The organism is Asticcacaulis sp. AND118, assembly GCF_020535245.1.
Lineage (GTDB): Bacteria > Pseudomonadota > Alphaproteobacteria > Caulobacterales > Caulobacteraceae > Asticcacaulis.
Genome location: NZ_CP084910.1, coordinates 1,531,353 through 1,551,280, shown reverse-complemented (window position 1 = coordinate 1,551,280; position 19,928 = coordinate 1,531,353). Strand labels below are relative to the sequence as shown.

The 19,928-nt window shown below is 61.9% G+C and carries 20 protein-coding genes, 1 tRNA gene and 1 riboswitch; of the genes, 9 read left to right on the top strand and 12 right to left on the bottom strand.

Annotated elements, in window-relative coordinates; genetic code table 11:
- The first annotated feature begins 95 nt into the window (after positions 1-95).
- A complete protein-coding gene (locus LH365_RS07430) occupies positions 96-341 on the top strand; it encodes a hypothetical protein (protein ID WP_226743041.1) in 246 nt (81 codons plus the stop codon).
- Between the two features lie 226 nt (positions 342-567).
- On the opposite strand, the gene LH365_RS07425 is transcribed toward LH365_RS07430, so the two are convergent.
- The 5 genes from LH365_RS07425 to lon form a co-directional block, all read right to left on the bottom strand.
- Positions 568-1,170 (bottom strand): redoxin domain-containing protein, encoded by a 603-nt coding sequence (locus LH365_RS07425; protein WP_226743040.1) that lies wholly within the window; start codon positions 1,168-1,170, stop codon positions 568-570.
- The gene (locus LH365_RS07420) at positions 1,167-3,182 is read right to left on the bottom strand and encodes a protein-disulfide reductase DsbD (protein ID WP_226743039.1); all 2,016 of its coding nucleotides are present in this window, start codon (positions 3,180-3,182) and stop codon (positions 1,167-1,169) included. Before LH365_RS07420 ends, LH365_RS07425 begins: the two co-directional genes overlap by 4 nt.
- Before the next feature lie 270 nt (positions 3,183-3,452).
- Positions 3,453-3,528 (bottom strand) — tRNA-Val (locus LH365_RS07415).
- Positions 3,529-3,628: 100 nt separating this feature from the next.
- Positions 3,629-3,907, bottom strand: coding sequence for an HU family DNA-binding protein (locus LH365_RS07410; RefSeq protein WP_226743038.1), 279 nt, complete (start codon positions 3,905-3,907; stop codon positions 3,629-3,631).
- A 264-nt stretch (positions 3,908-4,171) separates the two neighbouring features.
- Entirely contained in the window at positions 4,172-6,565 is a 2,394-nt protein-coding gene (gene lon, locus LH365_RS07405; protein WP_226743037.1) for an endopeptidase La, read from the bottom strand.
- Positions 6,566-6,815: 250 nt separating this feature from the next.
- Positions 6,816-6,921: riboswitch (SAM-I-IV-variant riboswitch) on the top strand.
- 43 nt (positions 6,922-6,964) lie between these two features.
- On the opposite strand from lon, the gene LH365_RS07400 reads away from it, so the two are divergent.
- From LH365_RS07400 to LH365_RS07390, 3 genes are all read left to right on the top strand, one after another.
- Entirely contained in the window at positions 6,965-8,050 is a 1,086-nt protein-coding gene (locus tag LH365_RS07400; RefSeq protein WP_226743036.1) for a low specificity L-threonine aldolase, read from the top strand.
- A gap of 145 nt (positions 8,051-8,195) precedes the next feature.
- On the top strand, positions 8,196-8,465 hold the full coding sequence (locus tag LH365_RS07395; protein WP_226743035.1) for a hypothetical protein: 270 nt from the start codon (positions 8,196-8,198) through the stop codon (positions 8,463-8,465).
- 182 nt (positions 8,466-8,647) lie between these two features.
- Complete coding sequence (locus tag LH365_RS07390) at positions 8,648-9,148, top strand: cytochrome c family protein (protein WP_226743034.1); 501 nt, start codon at positions 8,648-8,650, stop codon at positions 9,146-9,148.
- A 91-nt stretch (positions 9,149-9,239) separates the two neighbouring features.
- Here LH365_RS07390 and gmk read toward each other — a convergent pair whose 3' ends face one another.
- The 7 genes from gmk to fabD form a co-directional block, all read right to left on the bottom strand.
- Entirely contained in the window at positions 9,240-9,881 is a 642-nt protein-coding gene (gene gmk, locus LH365_RS07385) for a guanylate kinase (RefSeq protein ID WP_226743033.1), read from the bottom strand.
- A 1-nt stretch (position 9,882) separates the two neighbouring features.
- Complete coding sequence (locus tag LH365_RS07380; protein WP_226743032.1) at positions 9,883-10,761, bottom strand: YicC/YloC family endoribonuclease; 879 nt, start codon at positions 10,759-10,761, stop codon at positions 9,883-9,885.
- Positions 10,758-11,807 (bottom strand): endolytic transglycosylase MltG, encoded by a 1,050-nt coding sequence (gene mltG, locus LH365_RS07375; protein ID WP_226743031.1) that lies wholly within the window; start codon positions 11,805-11,807, stop codon positions 10,758-10,760. The genes LH365_RS07380 and mltG overlap by 4 nt, the downstream gene beginning before the upstream one ends.
- Before the next feature lies 1 nt (position 11,808).
- Complete coding sequence (gene fabF / locus LH365_RS07370; protein ID WP_226743030.1) at positions 11,809-13,092, bottom strand: beta-ketoacyl-ACP synthase II; 1,284 nt, start codon at positions 13,090-13,092, stop codon at positions 11,809-11,811.
- 92 nt (positions 13,093-13,184) lie between these two features.
- On the bottom strand, positions 13,185-13,424 hold the full coding sequence (locus LH365_RS07365; protein WP_013480251.1) for an acyl carrier protein: 240 nt from the start codon (positions 13,422-13,424) through the stop codon (positions 13,185-13,187).
- Between the two features lie 171 nt (positions 13,425-13,595).
- Positions 13,596-14,336, bottom strand: a complete 741-nt coding sequence (fabG, locus tag LH365_RS07360) for a 3-oxoacyl-[acyl-carrier-protein] reductase (protein ID WP_226743029.1) — start codon at positions 14,334-14,336, stop codon at positions 13,596-13,598.
- 183 nt (positions 14,337-14,519) lie between these two features.
- Entirely contained in the window at positions 14,520-15,464 is a 945-nt protein-coding gene (gene fabD / locus LH365_RS07355; protein WP_226743028.1) for an ACP S-malonyltransferase, read from the bottom strand.
- Positions 15,465-15,683: 219 nt separating this feature from the next.
- Here fabD and LH365_RS07350 point away from each other — a divergent pair, with 219 nt between their 5' ends.
- The 5 genes from LH365_RS07350 to rplI all read left to right on the top strand — a co-directional run bounded on the left by LH365_RS07350 (position 15,684) and on the right by rplI (position 19,858).
- Positions 15,684-17,636 (top strand): S9 family peptidase, encoded by a 1,953-nt coding sequence (locus tag LH365_RS07350; protein WP_226743027.1) that lies wholly within the window; start codon positions 15,684-15,686, stop codon positions 17,634-17,636.
- A 149-nt stretch (positions 17,637-17,785) separates the two neighbouring features.
- The gene (locus tag LH365_RS07345) at positions 17,786-18,313 is read left to right on the top strand and encodes a peroxiredoxin (protein ID WP_226743026.1); all 528 of its coding nucleotides are present in this window, start codon (positions 17,786-17,788) and stop codon (positions 18,311-18,313) included.
- 273 nt (positions 18,314-18,586) lie between these two features.
- Complete coding sequence (rpsF, locus tag LH365_RS07340) at positions 18,587-18,970, top strand: 30S ribosomal protein S6 (RefSeq protein WP_226743025.1); 384 nt, start codon at positions 18,587-18,589, stop codon at positions 18,968-18,970.
- Positions 18,971-18,982: 12 nt separating this feature from the next.
- Positions 18,983-19,261 carry a 30S ribosomal protein S18 gene (gene rpsR, locus LH365_RS07335; protein ID WP_226743024.1) on the top strand — a complete coding sequence of 93 codons (279 nt, stop codon included), beginning with the start codon at positions 18,983-18,985 and terminating at the stop codon, positions 19,259-19,261.
- Between the two features lie 12 nt (positions 19,262-19,273).
- Positions 19,274-19,858, top strand: a complete 585-nt coding sequence (gene rplI, locus LH365_RS07330) for a 50S ribosomal protein L9 (RefSeq protein WP_226743023.1) — start codon at positions 19,274-19,276, stop codon at positions 19,856-19,858.
- The last annotated feature ends 70 nt before the right edge of the window (positions 19,859-19,928 follow it).

The following is a 19,928-nucleotide window of genomic DNA, read 5'->3' as shown; positions in this document are numbered from 1 at the left end:
TTTATGCTCCGCCTATGAGCGACCGGCGGTCTTCGTGCTGCGCGCTTTCACAAGCCCACCTATCCTGAAAGCACGAAGCGAAAAGGAGCACGCATATGGCCACCATGACCACTTCACCCGGTAAGGGCACCAACGGCATTCTCATTCTGATCGGCGTCGCCATCATCGCCATACTGGCGGTCGGGGCGGTGTTCATGATGCAGGACAACCGCAGCGGTTCGGAACGCATGGGCGACGCGGTAGAAGCCCTGCCGCAGGGCGTCGACAAGGCCGCCGATGAACTGGGCGATCAGCCGCCCGCCGAGAATATCGAACGCAACGCCGAGAAGGTGACGCAGTAGGTTCATCTTGAAAGCTAAAAAAAAGCCGGCCTGAGTAAATCAGGCCGGCTTTGTCGTGGAGGGGGCTCTGATCCGTCGGCGAATTTGCCTAGATCCTTATGTTTTCTTACGGAAACATAAGGATCTAGATTTTGTTTACGCCCTCGCCGGGCGGTGGCTTCGCAACCTTGGCCGCCGCCGCAATGGCGGATTAGAGCGGAATGATTCCATCAGAAATCATTCCGCTCTAATCCGCAAACTTGATCGAGCAGCCGTAGGGCACGCTCACAGCGGGAGTCGGCGTCTTGCCGGCCACCACGGCGTCGATGGCATTGGCCGCCAGCGGCGTCGCCTTGGCCAAGGTGTCGCTCTTCGATGACGGGATCGAGTCGATGGCGCCGTTGTACTTCAGTGTTCCGGCCTTATCGATGACGTAGATCTGCGGCGTGGTCTTGGCGTCGTAAAGACGGGCCACCTTGCCGTCATAGTCGGTCAGCACGAAGGCCGCGCCGTTCTTCACGCGGGCGTTCTCGGCCTTCAGCGCATCAGGCGCGTGATAGCCCTGCTTGCCAGGGGCCGACGAATGGATGGTCAGCCATACTACATCCTTGGCCTTGTACTTGTTCTGCAGGCCGGGAATATTGCCGCTTTCATAGTGCATCTTGTCGAACGGGCACTGATAGTTGGCCCAGTCGATGACGACCGTCTTGCCCCTGAAGGACGACAGCTTGACGTCCTTGCCATTGACGTCCTTCACGGTGAAATCCGGGGCCGGTGCGCCGGGCTTGGCGGCCATAGCCGGAACAACGAACAGGGCCGAAGCGGCCAATGCCAAAATAAACGCCTTCATGATACGCCTCCTGTGTTTTCGATGACCAGTTGCGGGGTAAGGACCTGCGGCAGGACGACGGGGTTGCCTGACGCCGGGTAGTACACGTACAAGGGCACGCCGGAGCGGCCGAACTGCGCCAGCCACCCGGTGATGGCCGGATCGGCATTGGTCCAGTCGGCGCGCACCACTTCAATCCCTTTCGATTTGAAAGCGTTTTTCACCTCCGCGGTTTCCAGCGCCACGCGCTCATTGACCTTGCAGGTGATGCACCAGGCCGCCGTGGCGTAGACGAAGACGGGACGCCCCGACGCGCGCGCCGCGTCAATGGTGGCGGTGTCGAAGGCGGCAGAACCGTCCGGTGCGGCGACCGGCGGTCTGGCGGTGAAAGACCAGCCCGCGACCGCGACGGCCAGCCCCACGGCCGTCAGGCGCATCCAGTTCAGCGACAGGCGCTTCCACGCCCAGAGGGCGAAGGCCACGGCCACCAGGCCGGCGAGAACCGCCGCCAGACCGTCCGCGCCGGTCTGCTGCGCCAGGACCCACAGCAACCACACCACGGTCAGATAGACCGGAAAGGCCAGCGCCTGCCGGAAGGTCTCCATCCACGCGCCGGGCTTCGGCATACGCCGGAGCAGCGCCGGGAAGAAGGACAGCAGCAGGAAGGGAAAGGCCAGCCCAAGCCCCAAGGCCACAAAGATCAGCAAGGCCGCAAAGGCCGGCAGGGTCAGGGCTGCCCCCAGGGCCCCCGCCATGAAGGGCGCGGTGCACGGGGTGGCGACGGCGGTAGCCAGCGCGCCGGTGGCGAAACTGCCCAGCCAGTCGACGCGCCCAGCCAGAGACTGCCCGCCACCGAAATTGAGGGCGATGTCGAAGACGCCGGACAGGTTGAGCCCGACGACGAACAACAGATAGATGAGCGCGGCGACGAAGCCCGGCGACTGCATCTGATAGCCCCAGCCGACCGCTGCGCCCCCGGCCTTGATCAGCAACAGGATCGCCCCGACGATGAGGAAACTGACAACCACACCTGCCGTATAGGCCAGGGCGTCAGCCCGCACGCGCCCCTGCTCGCCCCCGGCGCGCGAAAGGGCCAGCGCTTTCAGCGACAACACCGGAAACACACAGGGCATGGCGTTGAGGATTACCCCGCCTGCAAAGGCCGCGAGCAAGGTCAGGGCCAGCGTCGTCACCGGCATGGGCGGCGCGGCAGGTCTGGCGTCCGAAGCGGGCACAAGACTGTCCTTGCCCACGGAATAATAGGTCGTGCCGTCGCCCTCGACCTCCAGCAGGCCCGTCACCTGCACAGGCACGTCGATCATGCCGCGCTTCATGCGCACGGTAAGCGTCCCGTCCTTCACCCCGAAGGTCTGCGGCGCGGCGGGCTCGATGATTCCCGATGTATCCGGATAGAAATAGACCGCCCTGGCCGCACCGCTGAACGGCACCGACAGCGTCAGGGCTGCGTCATCGTAAACGACATTGGCGACCGACAACACCGGCAAACGCGCGCGGGTCAGCAGGCGGTCGATCTCACTGGCTCTGGACGAGCGACGATTGTCACCGACCGGCAGGGTCAGATCGAGTGCGGCGTCTTCCGGCACGCACTCGTCGGCACAGACCAGCCAGCTTGCGGCCACTTTCAGCGGGACCCTGCCCCCCTGAAATCCCTCCGGCGGCGTGATGCGCACCAGATGATAGGACGCCCCGCTGTAGCCGTAATTCATCAACGGCCCGAAGGGTTGCCGCTCCGGCGGCTGCCAGACGATGTCGGAGGCGGTGAAACCGTCCGGCAGGGTCCAGTCGAGCGTCGGGGCCAGACCGGAATCGCCGGGATTGAGCCAGTAGGTATGCCAACCCTTCTCGATATCGAGCTGGAACAGGACCCAGAAAGCCGCCTTGCCATCGACGCGATCGTACTGCGCCGCCAGCGACGCCTCGGTATGGCCGAGCCTGGCGCGATCGGCCGCCTGCGCCGCCAGCGGCAGGCCCAGGGTCAGAAGTGTCAAAAGGATCAGCCACACACGCTTCATACGGCACCGCGCTCCTGTTTGACCGGTTCTACGCCGATCGTGCCCCGATCCGTTGCCGGACGGAAATCAAAAGCGATTGATTGTCATACTCAATCGATTTCATAAACGCAGTAAGCTGATCGCCGACAACGTCCTGCGAATATAAGCGTGAGCGGAAAAGAACGGAGCGAAGCGACTAGCGACCAAGCGGGAGCGCAGGCTGCGCGCCGCCAAGAGGCGAAGCCTCTGAGCGCCAACAAAAACCATTTTTAAAATCGGAGATTTTAAAAATGGTGGGCGATGACGGGATCGAACCGCCGACCTACTCGGTGTAAACGAGCCGCTCTGCCAGCTGAGCTAATCGCCCCCTTATTGCGGGTATCCGGCAATGAAAAACCGGAGGCCGGTCAATGCCAACCTCCGGTCTTTAAGTCAAGCCGTTTCGGCTTAAAACTTTTAGCCGTGCCTTAGCCGTTCAGGGCGGTCTTCAGGCCTTCGCCGACGCGGAAACGCGCGGTGACCGACGCCGGACGCGCAACGGTTTCACCGGTGCGCGGGTTGCGGGCGGTGCCGGCTTCGCGCTTAACGGCCAGGAAGGTGCCGAAGCCGACAAGGCGGACTTCTTCGCCCTTTTTCAGAGCGTCCACAACGGAATCGGTGAAGGCGTCAACGGCCTTCTTGGCTTGTTCCTTGGTCAGGCCCGCCTGCTCGGCAATGGCGGCCACGAGTTCAGCTTTGGTCGTCATAAGTTTCTCCCTGCCCGCGTCAACGGGCATTTGTTGAACCGGTCCCTATCGGACTCAGCGAGTCGTCGGCGGGTGGACCCGATAGAGACTACAAAAACCGCCTTGCGTCAAAAGCGAAATCACACTTTTGTGCACTGCAAACCGAGTTTTTTTAATGACTTAGACAAAAAAGAGCGAAATTTGAGGCGGTTAGCCTGCAAATTTCGCTCCTGTTTTTCAACCGTTTTGGCGTCTGCACGCCAAAATAGCGCTATTCCTTGCCGCTCAATGGGCCGTGAGGCCGTCGCCATCGTCCGGGGACGGCACCGCAGGCGGCGGAATCACCGGTTCGACCCACTCGATCGATTCGAGCGGTTTGGTCAGGGCGTGCTTGAGCACTTGCTCGACATAGGCGACCGGAATGATCTCCAGCCCCGCCTTCACGTTTTCGGGCAGTTCGGCCAGATCCTTTTCGTTTTCCTTGGGGATCAGGACGGTCTTGACGCCGGAACGCAGCGCCGCCAGCAGCTTCTCCTTCAGGCCGCCGATAGCCAGCACGCGACCGCGCAGGGTGATTTCGCCGGTCATGGCGATATCCTTGCGCACCGGAATGCCGGTCAGGACAGAGACCATGGCCGTGACCATGGCCACACCAGCCGACGGGCCGTCCTTGGGCGTCGCGCCTTCTGGCACGTGAACATGGACATCGGTACGGTCGAAGACCGGCGGCAGGATGCCGAATTTCGGCGCCAGCGCCTTGACGTAGGAATTGGCCGCCGAGACGGATTCCTTCATGACGTCCTTAAGGTTGCCGGTGACCTTCATATTGCCCTTGCCGGGCATCTTGATCGCTTCGATGGTGAGGATGTCGCCGCCGAATTCCGTCCAGGCAAGGCCGGTGACGATGCCGACCTGATCGGTTTCGTCCGTCTCGCCATAGTGGAATTTGCGCACGCCGGCATATTTGGCCAGACGCTCGTCATCGACGGTGATCGAAGCGACCTTTTCGCGGGCCAGGTCACGGATGGTCTTGCGCGCCAGATTGCCCAGTTCGCGTTCCAGCGACCGCACGCCCGCCTCACGGGTGTAGTAGCGGATCAGGTCGCGGATAGCCTGTTCCGGCACGATCCATTCGTCGCCCTTGAGGCCATGTTCCTTGGCCAGAGACGGCAGGATGTGGCGCTTGGCGATCTCGACCTTCTCGTCCTCGGTATAGCCGGGGATGCGGATGATCTCCATACGGTCGAGCAGCGGCTGAGGCATGTTGAGCGAGTTCGCCGTCGTCACGAACATGATCTTCGACAGGTCGTAATCGACTTCGAGATAGTGATCGTTGAAGGTCGAGTTCTGCGCCGGGTCCAGCACTTCGAGCAGGGCCGAAGCCGGATCGCCGCGCCAGTCGGCCCCCATCTTGTCGATTTCATCGAGCAGGAAGAAGGCGTTGGTGGTCTTGGCCTTCTTCATCGACTGGATGATCTTGCCCGGCATGGAGCCGATATAGGTGCGGCGATGACCGCGGATTTCCGACTCGTCGCGCACGCCGCCCAGCGAAATGCGCACGAATTCGCGGCCCGTCGCCTTGGCGATCGACTTGCCCAGCGACGTCTTGCCAACGCCCGGCGGTCCGACAAGGCAGAGGATCGGCCCTTTCAGCGTACCCATGCGTGCCTGCACGGCCAGATGTTCAAGGATGCGCTCCTTGACCTTTTCCAGACCGTAGTGGTCGGAATCGAGCGTGTCTTCGGCCTTGCTCAGGTCGATCGGCTTGGGCTTGGTCGCGCCCCAGGGGATGGCCAGCAGCCAGTCGAGATAGTTGCGCACGACGGTCGATTCCGCCGACATGGGCGACATGTGGCGCAGCTTGTTCAGTTCGGACGTCGCCTTGGCGCGGGCTTCCTTGCTGAGCTTGGTCGCCTTGATCTTCTTTTCGAGTTCGAGGATCTCGTCCTTGGCGTCGTCCTGCTCGCCCAGTTCGCGCTGAATGGCCTTCATCTGCTCGTTCAGATAATATTCGCGTTGGGTCTTCTCCATCTGACGCTTGACGCGCGAACGGATCTTCTTCTCGACCTGCAGGACACTGATCTCGCCCTCCATCAGGGCGTAGATCTGCTCCAGACGCTTGGCGACCGAGAGTTGCTCCAAAAGCTGCTGCTTTTCGCCGATCTTGATGACCAGATGCGCGGCGATCGAGTCGGCCAGCACGTCGGCCTCGGCCACTTCGGCAAGCGCCTGAAGGGCTTCCGGCGGAATCTTCTTGTTGAGCTTGATGTAGTTTTCAAACTGATCGGTGACGGCGCGCACCAGCGCTTCGAGGTCCGGGCCCGGCGTCACGGCGGGCTCCAGCGGAAAGGCCTCGGCCTCGTAAAACTCGCCGCGTTCGGTGAAACGCTTGATCTTGGCGCGCGACTTACCCTCGACCAGCACCTTCACCGTGCCGTCCGGCAGTTTCAGCAGTTGCAGCACATTGGCCAGCACGCCGATGTCGTAAATGGCGTCGGCTTCGGGATCGTCGTCGCCGGAATTCTTCTGGGTGGCCAGCAGAATCTGCTTGTCGCCCTTCATCACCTCGTCGAGCGCCTGCACGGACTTTTCGCGTCCGACGAAGAGCGGCACGACCATGTGCGGGAACACCACGATATCCCTCAAAGGCAATACGGGTATGGTCAGAACATCAAACATTACTCAACTCCTGAGCCGGACAGCGCGCCGCGCGAAGGGCGTCCAACGACCACCCCTGCCGGTTATGAGGGCCACGTTGTCCTGATTTATACGCGCAAATCCTGCGCAAAGGTTCACCATTCACCTTAGACGATTCCTCGGCCGAACCTAGGATGAATGTGGGACTTGCCCACCCATATTCAAGGGAGGGGCCATCGGCGGTTTCACAGGCAACTTTCACTTGCGCAAACCGTTCCGGACCGCTATGGCGAAAAGGCATCCAGAGTTAAGCGACGCGCTTAACGCCAACCTGCCCTTCCCGGCAAGGTGGCGTCCGGAAACGGAGATGCGGCCGACCGGCAACTAACGGGACTACGGCTCAGCGCGTCGCAAAACTCGATTTTTGTTATGAGACGCCCCATGCCGGACACCGCCCTGCCCTCAAAGCCCCCTCTGACTCCCCCTCTGGCCACGCTCGCCCCGCAACAATTCGCCAGCGACAACTATGCCGGAATCTGTCCCGAAGCGTGGAACGCCATGTTCGAGGCCAATGCCGGCTCGGTGCCCGCCTATGGCGACGACCCGTGGACGCAGCGCGCGGCGGACGCCCTGCGCGACCTGTTCGAGCACGAGGCCGAGGTCTTCTTCGCCTTCAACGGCACGGCGGCCAATTCCATGGCGCTGGCGGCGCTGTGTCAGTCCTATCACAGCGTCATCTGCTCGGCCTCGGCCCACGTCGAAACCGACGAATGCGGCGCGCCGGAATTCTTCTCCAACGGTTCCAAGCTGCTGGTGGCCTCGTCGACCGACGGCAAGCTGACGCCGGAGGCCATTCGCGCGCTGGCCACCAGCCGTTCGGACATCCACTTCCCCAAGACCCGCGCCGTGACCATCACCCAGCCGACGGAAACCGGCCTCGTCTATTCCATCGAAGAGGTGAAGGCCATTTCCGCCGTGTGCCGCGAACTGGGCCTGCGCCTGCACATGGACGGCGCGCGCTTCGCCAATGCCTGCGCGGCGCTGGGGTGCGATCCGGCGGAGATCACATGGAAGGCCGGCGTCGATGTGCTGTGCTTCGGCGGCACCAAGAACGGCATGGGCGTGGGTGAGGCTATCCTCTTCTTCGATCGCACCCTGGCGCAGGACTTCGACTATCGCTGCAAACAGGCCGGACAACTGGCGTCAAAGATGCGTTTTCTGGCCGCGCCGTGGCTGGGGATGCTGAAGGATGGCGCGTGGTTGAAAAACGGGCAACACGCCAATGCCAGCGCCCGCCGTCTGGCCGACGCCATTTCCAGTTTACCGGAAATAGAGCCCATCTTCCCGGTGCAGGCCAATGCCGTCTTCCTCAAGGCCCCCGACCGGGTGCTGGAAGCGCTGCGCAGCAAGGGCTGGCGCTTCTATACCTTCATCGGCGGCGGGGCGCGCTTCATGTTCGCCTGGGACGCCGATCCCGCGCGCATCGATCGGTTGGCAGCAGATATAAAACAGGCATCGAATTCATAAAAACATACACTTATATAAAATACCTTATTATTCACATCAGCATGAAACGCGACGACCGCGCCCGTGTCTGCGACATTGCCGCGCATTGAATATTTACCCGGTCCGGCGCAGACTGATCCACCATACCAAAGAAGGGAGACGGATCATGCCCGGACTGGCCTATCGATTCTTCGACAACAATACCGGCGAAGAGGTTTTCGCTTCAGACGATTTCGACTTCGCCGACATGCCGACCGTCAATCACCGTATCAAGGACCCCGATCTGATGTCGCGTTATGGCGGTCCCGCCATCATCAACCGCATCGAACAGAGCGAGGTGAATAAGGCCGGCGCGGTGGAATACCGCATCTTCATCGACGGTTCCGAAGAGCGTCTCAACTCGCAGGACATGGATCAGAACTATCGCAGATCGTGAAGTCCTGAACAGAAGCCGTTGATTCTCAGACATTACAATGCCGCGGCCGACAAAGGCGGCGGCATTGTCGTTTGTAAACGAGAGGCGCTGCGTCAAGCCGCCGCAGGTCCTCCGCCACAGGCCTCTCGCCAAACCGCCTGGGCTCGGCTAAACCCGTCCGGATCAACCCGACGGAGACCGCCATGCGCCCCCTGATCCTCAGCACCCTGATCCTCAGCACCCTGGCCCTCGGCCTTCTCCTGTCGGCGTGCGGCGAAAAGCCCACCCGGAAGACGGCGGAAACGGCAAGGCCTGCACCGGCCGGCCCGTCGGATACCGAAAAGGCGGCGATTCTGGCCACCCTGCCCGCGCCGTACAATACGGCGGACCTCAAGGCCGGCGAAAAGGCGTGGAACAAGTGCCGGTCGTGCCACACGCTGATTGACGGCGGCATCGACATGGTCGGCCCCAACCTGCACGGCGTTTTCGGTCGTAAATCCGGCAGCAAGGCCGACTACCAATACAGCGAGGCGATGAAAAATCACGGTGCGGTGTGGGACTATGCCACACTGGACGACTATCTGACGCATCCGCAAAGCTCGGTGCCCGGCACCAAGATGGGTTTCATGGGCCTCAAGGACGAGACCGAACGCCACAATCTGATCGCCTATCTCAAGGTCGAGACGACACCTGCCTCAAAATAGCAAAGCCCTCCGAACAACTCCGGAGGGCTTTGTACTTACGGGGTGAAGGGGGCAAGCCCCCTTCGTCTTTCCATCTGAAAACCCGAAACCTTCAGAGCGGCTGGCTCATCAGTTCGTCGACGAACGGCGCGATCCACAGGCCGCGCGAGCGGCGCGCCGTTTCGGCATGATAGATGTGGACCAGTTCGGCGTAGGACCGGTCGAAATCGTCATTGAGGATGACGTAGTCGTACTCGGCCCAGTGCGCGATCTCGCCCTTGGCGCGGCTCAGGCGGCGCTGAATGACGTCGTCGGCGTCCTGCGCGCGGGCATAGAGGCGGCGTTTCAGTTCCTCCATCGACGGCGGCAGGATGAAGACGCGCACCACGTCCGACGGCGCCTTGGCCGAGATGCGCTGCGCCCCTTGCCAGTCGATGTCGAACAGCACGTTCTGCCCCTGCGACAGGGCGGCCTCGACCGGCTCGCGCGGTGAGCCGTAGCGATGATCGTGGACCGCCGCCCATTCCAGCAGGGCGTCATTCTTCACCAGATCGTCCATCGCCGCTTCCTGGATGAAGTGATATTCGCGTCCGTCCTTTTCGCCGGGACGCGGCGAGCGGGTGGTCACGGAAATCGACAGATCAAGATCGGCATGGTCGGCCATCAGGCGACGGCACAGCGAGGTCTTGCCCGCGCCCGAAGGCGAGGAAACGATCAGCATGAGGCCGCGGCGGAGACGTTGGGAATTAGGCATATTACTCTACGTTTTGAACCTGTTCTCGGAACTGGTCGATAACCGACTTTAACTCCAGACCGACCTTGGTCAGATCGCTGAAGGCGGCTTTCGAACAGAGGGTATTGGCCTCGCGCATGAATTCCTGCGACAGGAAGTCGAGCTTGCGGCCCTGGGACTGGCTGTCGGCCAGAAGATCGTGCGCCGAGGCGATATGGGTGCGCAGGCGATCCAGTTCCTCGCGTACATCGGCCTTGACGGCCATGACGGCGGCTTCCTGCAGGATGCGCTCCTGAAGGTCGGCATCTGGCAGCAGTTCGTTGATGCGCCGCGTGAAGCGGTCGCGGATGGTGTCGCTCTGCTGGGCCGCCAGCGCTTCGGCGCGGTCCACGGCCTCGGTCATGGTGGCCAGATGCTGGGTCAGAAGCTCGGACAGCGCCCGGCCCTCGTCCTGACGCGCGGCCTTGAGCTGCTCAAGCACTGCCCCCAGATCGGCCAGCAAAGGCGCTTCCAGCGCCGCCACTTCGGTTTCCGTCTCGCCACCCGCCGCCTCGATGACGCCGCGTAAGGACAGCAGCCCGTCGAGCGACGGCATGGTCGCCTGCCCGGCCTGCATCAGGCCCTGACCGACGTCGAGATAATAGTTCAGCACGGCCTGATTGACGCTGTAGCCGGTCTGAGCCTCGGTCGTCTGTATGCTGAGGTTCAGCGACACCTGCCCGCGCTGGAAACGCTGCTTGACCAGATCGCGCGCGGCGCGTTCGACATAGTCATAGCCGGTCGGAATGCGCGTCTTGAGGTCCAGCGAGCGGCCGTTGACCGAACGGATCTCATAGACCCACGCCACATCCCCGTGATGGCCTTCCACCCGGCCGAAGCCGGTCATGCTCGACAGAGTCATTTGCCGTTGTCCTTGACGGGTTTGGCGGCCGCCTGGGCTTCGATCTGACGCCACCTGGCGACATTGGCCAGATGCTGATCGTAGGTTTCGGCGAAGACGTGCCCGCCCGTGCCGTCGGCGACGAAATAGACGTCCTTCGTGGACGGCGGATTGAGTACGGCTTCCAGCGAGGCCTTGCCCGGATTGGCGATCGGCGTGACGGGCAGGCCATCGATCAGATAGGTGTTCCACGGGCTGGGCGTATCCAGTTCCGAACGCTTCAGCCCGCGCCCCAGCGGTTCGCCCTTGGACACGCCATAGACCACGGTCGGGTCCGATTGCAGGCGCATCCCCATGCGCAGCCGGTTGACGAAGACGGCGGCGACCCTGGGGCGTTCCTCGGCCAGACCGGTTTCTTTTTCGACGACCGAAGCGAGGATCAGCGCTTCTTCCTTGCTCTTCAACGGCAGGTCCTTGGCGCGCGCGGCCCACAGTTCGTCCAGCGTCTCACGCCCGGCCGACAACATGCGCTCCAGCACGGCCTGACGGCTCTCGCCGATTTCGAACTGATAGGTCTCAGGCAGGATGGAGCCTTCCGGCGGCACATCGGCATCGCCGGTCAGGCCCTTGGTCGCCGCCAGAATGCGCACAGCCTGCGCCGAGGTGCGACCTTCGGGGATGGTCACGAAATGCTGGACCACGCGGCCTTCCAGCACCTGATTCAGGACGCCGATCAGCGACAGGCGTGACGGGAACTCATAGGTGCCGGCGCGCAGGGCATTATCGCGGCCATCCAGCTTGGCGGCGACGCGGAAGAAGGTGACCGAGCGGATGACGCCGGCGTCCTTCAGCTTGCGTGCAATCGCATTCAGGCCCTGCCCGCGCTCGACCGTGACGGCGGTGACGTTTCCGGATTTCGCCCAGGGTCCGGGGCCGTAGGTATTGGCAAAAACGAATAGTCCTGCCGCCAGAAGCAGCAGCACGATTCCGGACATAAGGCCCGCCACCGGCGCCAGTAGACGCCGGTTCTTGCGCCGCGGGGCTGGGCGGGCCTTCTGTTTCGCCATCTTAGTCCACTTTGCCGAGGATCAGGGCGGCGTTGGTGCCGCCGAAGCCGAACGAGTTGGACAGGACCTTGTCGATCTTCATCGGCTTGGCCTTGTGCGGGACCAGATCGATGGGGGTCTCATAGGCCGGATTGTCGAGATTGATGGTCGGCGGCGCGACCTGATCGCGGATGGCCAGCGCGCAGAAGATGGCTTCGACCGCGCCCGCGCCACCCAGCAGGTGGCCGATGGCCGACTTGGTCGAGGACACCGTGCCGGTGGCCGCGCGCGCCCCCAGGAACTTCTCGATGGCCTTCAGTTCGATGCCGTCGGCCATGGTCGAGGTGCCGTGCGAGTTGACATAGTCGATCTCGGTCGGGTCGATGCCGGCATTTCTGGCCGCCGCGACCATGGCGCGATAGCCTCCGTCGCCGTCTTCCGACGGGGCAGTGATGTGATAGGCGTCGCCCGACAGGCCATAACCCAGCACTTCGGCGTAAATCTTCGCGCCGCGCGCCTTGGCGTGTTCGTATTCTTCGAGCACCACGACGCCTGCCCCTTCGCCCATGACGAAGCCGTCACGGTCCTTGTCATAGGGGCGCGAAGCCTTGGTCGGTTCGTCATTGAAGGCCGTGCACAGGGCGCGGCAGGCGATGAAGCCCGCGATGCCAATGGGCACGATGGCCGATTCGGCGCCGCCGGCAACCATGACGTCGGCATCGCCGGACTTGATCAGGCGGGCGGCGTCGCCGATGGCGTGCGCGCCGGTGGCGCAGGCCGTGACGACCGAATGGTTCGGCCCTTTGAGGCCGTGACGGATCGACACCTGACCGGAGGCAAGATTGATCAACGAGGACGGGATGAAGAAGGGCGAGATGCGCTTGGGGCCCTTGGCCTGAAGCTCCAGCGCCGTATCGGCGATGATGCCGAGGCCACCGATGCCCGAACCGATCATGACGCCGGTGCGTTCCTGATCTTCGGCGCTTTCCGGGTGCCAGTCGGCGTCGTTCAGCGCCTCATCCGCCGCCGCAATGGCGTAGAGGATGAAGTCGTCGATCTTGCGGCGTTCCTTGGGCGACAGCACCTTGGACGCATCGAAAGAGCCTTCGATATCCGGACCGCCGCCGCCGCGGCCTTCGACCGTGGGGATTTCACAGGCTACCGTACAGGCATAGTCGGTGGTGTCGAAGGCGGTGATATTCCCCGCGCCCGACTGCCCATCCAGCAAACGCTTCCAGGAAATATCGACCCCGTTGCCCAGAGGCGACAAAAGACCCAAACCCGTGATGACGACGCGACGAACCATTTAAATCCAGTCCTGTTATGCAAATAGCAGAAGGGCGCGGCTTCGATGCGGCATCTACCGTCGAAACCACGCCCTCAATCCGGTAATTCAGATTAAGCGGAGAGCTTTTCCTGAATATAGTTGACGGCGTCGCCAACGGTCAGGATGTGCTCGGCCGAATCATCGGGAATTTCGATGTCGAATTCTTCTTCGAAAGCCATGACCAGCTCAACGATGTCGAGGCTGTCGGCTTCCAGATCGTCGATGAAGCTCGCCTTCTCCGTGACCTTATCCGGATCGGCGTCCAGATGATCGATCACAATCTTGCGAACACGTTCAAGAACTTCAGACATATCAGGCCCTCTAACAGGTTATATAAACACGACCCAAAGCGGCTTATGGCTTTGCAGGGGCCGGGTATCGGAATCTAAGCCAACTGCCTTTTATGCACACACTGGGCAGGTTTCAAGCCATTTTCAGCGGCTAAAAAGTCAGTCGTTCACAACAAAGACGTGATGGAGAGGTTAAATCATCACCATGCCGCCGTTTACGTGCAGGGTCTGACCCGTCACGTAGCCGGCTTCGTTGCTGGCGAGATAGACGGCGGCGGCGGCGATATCGGCGCCTTCACCGAGTGCACCTGCAGGAATTTTCGACAGGATGCCTTCGCGTTGCTGTGCGTTCAGCACCTCGGTCATCGGCGAGGCGATGAAGCCCGGCGCGATGCAGTTGACCGTGATGTTGCGCGAGGCGACTTCCTGAGCCAGCGCCTTGGAAAAACCGATCATGCCGGCCTTGGAGGCGGCATAGTTGGTCTGGCCCGGATTGCCCATGACGCCCACCACCGACGTGATACCGATGATGCGGCCTTGGCGACGCTTCATCATACCTTTCACGGCGGCGCGCGACAGGCGGAAATAGGACTCAAGATTGACCTTGATCACCGTCTCCCAGTCTTCGTCCTTCATACGCAGGATCAGGCCGTCCCTGGTGATGCCGGCATTGGCGACGAGGATGTCGAGCGGCGAACCCGCCGCGGCCTCGGCCTTGGCGATCAGACCATCGACCTGCTCAGGGTCCGACAGGTTGCAGGCGGCGACGGACGCGCCTTCACCCAGTTCGGCGGCCAGATCGTTGAGGACGTTTTCGCGCGTGCCCGAAAGCACGACCTTGGCGCCCTGCTTGTGCAGCGCACGGGCGATCTGCGCCCCCAGACCACCGGTCGCGCCGGTCACCAGCGCCGTCTTGCCGGTCAGTTCAAACATATGTGTCTCCTGTGAGAAGGATTTAATACCACGGAAAACACGGAAAGCACGGACGGCACAGACTGAAACTTCGGCGCGCAGCGCCACAAATCTTTGGCATCGGCAGGATGTCGTTAGCCTTTCAGGCTCCTGACTCCCACGCAATGAAGTCCGTACTTTCCGTGTTTTCCGTGTCTAAAAAACTTACAAACTCCTGGCAAACGCCTCGAAGTCGGCAGGCCCATTGACCGCCACGGCCTCGGCATCGGGGGCCAGACGCTTGATCATGCCGGTCAGCACCTTGCCCGCGCCCAGTTCGGCGAATTTCGTCACGCCGCCTGCCTGAGCCAGCCACTGCACCGATTCGCGCCAGCGCACCCGGCCTGTCACCTGCTCGACCAGCAACGGCGCGTATTGCGCCTTGTCGCCCACGGCCTGCGCCGTGACATTGGCCACCAGCACCGATTTCGGATCGTGCATCGTCGTCCTGGCGAGGGCTGCTGCCATTTCCTCCGCCGCCGGCTGCATCAGCGGGCTGTGGAAGGGGGCGGATACGTTGAGCAGCATGGCTTTTGCGCCCAGTTCCTTGGCCTTTTCCACCGCCAGATCGACCGCGGCCTTTTCGCCCGAAATCACCACCTGACCGGCATTGTTGTCATTGGCCACGACCACGACGCCCGCTGCACGCCCGGCTTCGCAGGCGGCTTCGGCCAGAGCCAGATCGGCCTTGGCTCCGATCAGCGCCGCCATGGCCCCCTGCCCCACCGGCACGGCGCGCTGCATGGCCTGACCACGCAGTTTCAGGAGCTTCGCCGCATCGGTGAGGGTCAGCACCTCCATCGCCGCCAGCGCCGAATATTCACCCAGAGAGTGCCCGGCGCAGAAAGCCGCCCGCGACACGTCCACGCCAAAATCGGCCTTGAGCACGCGCACCACCGCCAGCGAGGTCGCCATCAGGGCCGGCTGGGCGTTTTCGGTCAGGGTCAGGTCGGCTTCGGGGCCTTCGCGCATCAGCTTCAGCAGATCCTGCCCCAGCGCTTCATTGACTTCGCCGAAGACGTCACGGGCTGCGGCGAAGGTGTCGAAAAGCTCGCCCCCCATGCCGACGCTCTGAGAGCCCTGCCCCGGAAAAACAAATGCCAGTGTCATGTAAAGTCTGTCCCGACCGGTTGATTTGAGCGGCATGGGTTAGGCCAATCCGCCCCCAAGGGCAAGAGATTTGCGCCTTTGCGAGCCGCCAGTGCTCCACAACCGCATCGCGATCGACAGGTGAAAGCGGTTGTAGAATGCCGCAGGACACCGTAAAAGCCATGCACGGGAAGATGCGGCGGCAGGGGTGCCGCCTTCTACGGACTTCGGGGGAGTCACATGAAAATACTGAAGAACACCGTCTTTACGGGCGCGCTGATGGCCTGCGCCTTTTCGGCGGCAGCCCAGAACAAGCCTTCAACCCACCCGTTAGGCGCGCCGCCGCCGCTGACGGCCTTTGGTAAACGGCCCGATATCGAGAAGGTGTCGCTGTCGCCGGACGGTAAGAGACTGGCCCTTATCAAGGGTTACGGCACCGATCGTCTGGTCATGGACCTCGATATCGAGAAGGACGATTTCAAAGCCCTCCGGGTGGGCGACGTCAAGGTGCGCAGCCTGTTCTGGGGCGACGAAACGCGCATCATCCTGATTTCGTCGCAGACAGTCGATATCCGCGACTTCGTCGGCGGCAAAAGCGAATATTTTCTGGGGCAGATCCTCGATATTCCCAACGGCAAGACCTTCGCCATGTACCGCAATATGGACGGCTATTACCCCATCGTCATGGGCGATTTTTATCGTATCAAGGTCAAGGATCGCTATCGTGTCACGGCGTCCAATGTAAAGATGGAGGGCGAAGGGCTGCGCAGCCTCTACAGCTTCGACCTGAATACCGGGCGGGGCCTGAAGATGGATGAGGACCCGCGCCATATCGTAGACTGGATCGTGCGCGGCGACGGTGAGATCATGGCCCGCTCCGAATTCGACCGCGATGAAAAGGTGTGGACCCTGCGTTACCGACAGGACGGCAAATGGCGCTCGATCTACAGCGAAAAGCAGAGGCTCGACATTCCGTCCCTGGTCGGTCGCGGGCGGGACGAGGAGTCGGTGCTGGTCCATATCAATGCCGGCGAAAAGGCCGGCAACTATTATGAAGTCTTCCCCGACGGCCGTTTCAGCGAGCCTCTGGAGGCCAGAGGCGACAACGTGTCCGCCTTTTATCATCCGGCGACGCGCAAACTGGCGGGCTTCACCAACCATACGCCGGACGGTCCGGTCTACACCTTCTTCGCGCCGGATCTGGCGCAACTGCCGCGCCTGATCGAAAAGGGCATGCCCGACTATACCTACCGCGAACTCGTCGATGTCTCCGACGACGGAAAGAAAATCATCGTCTATGGTGAAGGGCCCGGCGACCCCGGCTCCTACTACTTCATCGATTATGTCAACCGCACCTTCAAGGGTGTAGGCGAAACCCGCCCCAACGTGCCGTCCGAGTGGGTCGCCGAGAAGCGTAAGCTTACCTACAAGGCGGCCGACGGACTGGACATCCCGGCCTTCCTGACCCTGCCGCCCGGCCGCGAGGCCAGGAACCTGCCGCTGATCGTCCTGCCGCACGGCGGCCCTCAAGCCTATGACGATATCGGCTATGACTGGATGGCGCAGGCCATCGCCTCGCGCGGCTATGCCGTGCTGCAACCCAATTTCCGCGGCTCCGACGGCTATGGCAATGCCTTTATCGAAAAGGGCTATGGCGAATGGGGCCGCAAGATGCAGACCGACCTGTCGGATGGCGTGCGTCATCTGGCCAGAGAAGGCACGATCGACGCCAGACGCGTGTGCATCGTCGGCGCTTCCTACGGCGGTTATGCGGCCATGGCCGGGGCCGCCATCGACACGGGCGTCTATCGTTGCGCCAGCGGCATCGCGCCGGTCACCAACCTTAAAGCCATGATCCGCGCCGAAGAGGCCTCGGTCGGATATGACAAGACATCGCGCAACGTCCTCTACTGGAAACGCTTTCTCGGCGATACTGCGAACTGGGATGCGGTTTCACCGGATCTGAAAGCCGCCAATGTCACCATTCCGGTGCAACTGATCCACGGCAAGGACGATACGGTGGTCCCCATCGATCAGAGCTACCGCATGCGCGACGCCCTGCAAAAGGCCGGCAAGTCCGTCGAATTCGTCCTGCTCAAGGCCGAGGACCATCATCTGTCGCGCGAACCCACCCGCGTCCAGACCATCGAAGCGGTGGTGTCCTTCATCGAAAAGCATAACCCCGCCTACTGAAAGCGAAACGCCTCACTTGCAATCCGCAACCACACAAACCGATTGCAAATTACAAGTCAAAATCACCTGATGCCAAAATCACTCGGCAATAATCTGAGCCAGGCCGCGAAAACTGGCGTATAACAGAAAGTCACAAAGGAGATGCCACCATGACCTTCCGCCCCGCCCTGATTGCCGCCGCCCTCGCCCTCACCGCCGTTTCGCCCGCCTTTGCCGCGCTGAAGGTCGGTGACAAGGCCCCCGATTTCACGGTCGAGGCCGCCACCAACGGCGCTACCCATGACTTTTCGCTGAAGAGCGCCCTGAAAAAGGGCCCGGTCGTCGTCTACTTCTACCCGAAGGCTTTCACCGGCGGTTGCTCGCTGGAGGCGCGTCAGTTCTCCGAAAACATGGACAAGTTCAAGGCCAAAAAGATCAGTGTGGTCGGTCTGTCCGCCGATGACGTCCCGACGCTGAAGAAGTTCTCCAGCGCCGACTGCGGTGGCAAGTTCCCCGTTGGCTCCGACAAGGGCGCAAAGATCGCCGAGAAATACGACGCCAAGATGCCGGCCATGCCGATGTCGAGCCGCGTCTCCTACATCATCGGCAAGGACGGTAAGGTCGCCTTCGTCCACGATTCCGGCAATGCCGCGACGCACGTCCCCAGCCTGCTGGCCGCCGCCGACAGCCTGAAATAGAAAGCCGCAATCGCGTCAAAACGCGGCGAAAAGGGTGCCTTTCGAGAACCGGCGCGCGGCGTACTTGAGTACGTGCGCACCCAAAGCGCAGAAAAGGGCCATTTGCAGTCCGTTTTCATACGATTGCCTGGGCTTGCTTTTTTGGGCGCTATCGACTATAGCGCCCGCTTCGCTTGCGTGGTGGTCATCTCTCGTTGTGAGAAGCCATGATCCATCGTGTGTCCGGGACTTCCGCCCGGGTGCGCGCCACCCCGCTCAACGGAAGAGGACCAAATGGCACTTTATGAACACGTCGTGCTCGCACGGCAGGACATTTCGCCGCAACAGGCGGAAGCTCTCAACGATACCCTCAAGGCGCTGCTCGAAGAACTGGGCGGCTCGGTCGCCAAGATCGAATACTGGGGTCTGCGCAATCTCACCTACCGCGTGAAGAAGAACCGCAAGGCGCACTACTCGCTGCTGTCCATCGATGCACCGGCGGCCGCCGTCAAGGAAATGGAACGTCAGTTGTCGATCAACGAAGACGTCATCCGCTTCATGACCGTCCGCGTCGAAGAGCTGGATCTGGAGCTGTCACCGGTTCTGTCGCGTCGCGACCGTCCGGAACGCCCTGAGCGTGGCGAACGCACTGACCGTGCTGAAACCGTCGAGCAATAAGGAGATCTGAAGATGGCTGAAGACACCACCCCCGCCACCGTCGGTTCGCCCGTCGGCTCCGCTCCGGCCCGCCGTCCGTTTTTCCGCCGCCGCAAGGTGTGCCCGTTCTCCGGCGCCAACGCGCCGAAGATCGACTACAAGGACGTGAAGCTGCTGCAGCGTTACATTTCCGAGCGCGGCAAGATCGTGCCGTCGCGCATCACCGCCGTGTCGCAGAAGAAGCAACGTGAACTGGCCAAGGCCATCAAGCGCGCCCGCTTCCTGGCACTGCTGCCCTACGTCGTGAAATAAGGAGACGACCCCATGAAAGTTGTTCTCCTGGAACGAGTCGAAAACCTCGGTCACATCGGCGAAGTCGTTTCCGTAAAGGACGGTTTTGCCCGTAACTTCCTGCTGCCGCGCCACAAGGCCCTGCGCGCCAACGCCCAGAACCTCAAGTTCTTCGAAGCGCAAAAGGAACAGATCGTCGCCCGCAACGCTGCCGCCAGGGCAGCCGCTGAAAAGCAAGGCGCCGAACTGGACGGTCAGCAGTACGTCATGATCCGTCAGGCTGGCGAAACCGGCCAGCTCTACGGTTCGGTTACCGGCCGTGACGTTGCCGAGGCGATCGCCGAAACCGGCGGCAAGGTCGAACGCAACCAGATCGTGCTCGACACGCCGATCAAGACCCTCGGCCTGCACGCCCTCAAGGTGCGCCTGCACGCCGAAGTCTCGATCTCGATCACGATCAACATCGCGCGCTCGGCCGATGAAGCCGAACGTCAGGCTTCGGGCGAGAACGTCATCGCGTCGCAGTTCGAAGAAGACCGCATGGCCGATGAAGCCGCTGCCGCCGACCTTCTCGAAGGTGGCGCCGGTCAGGCGATCGAAGACTCGTACGAATACTAAGATCCCTACACGGATCGAAAGACAAACCCCCGGACTTCACGGTCCGGGGGTTTTCTTTTTGCGGCAAGAC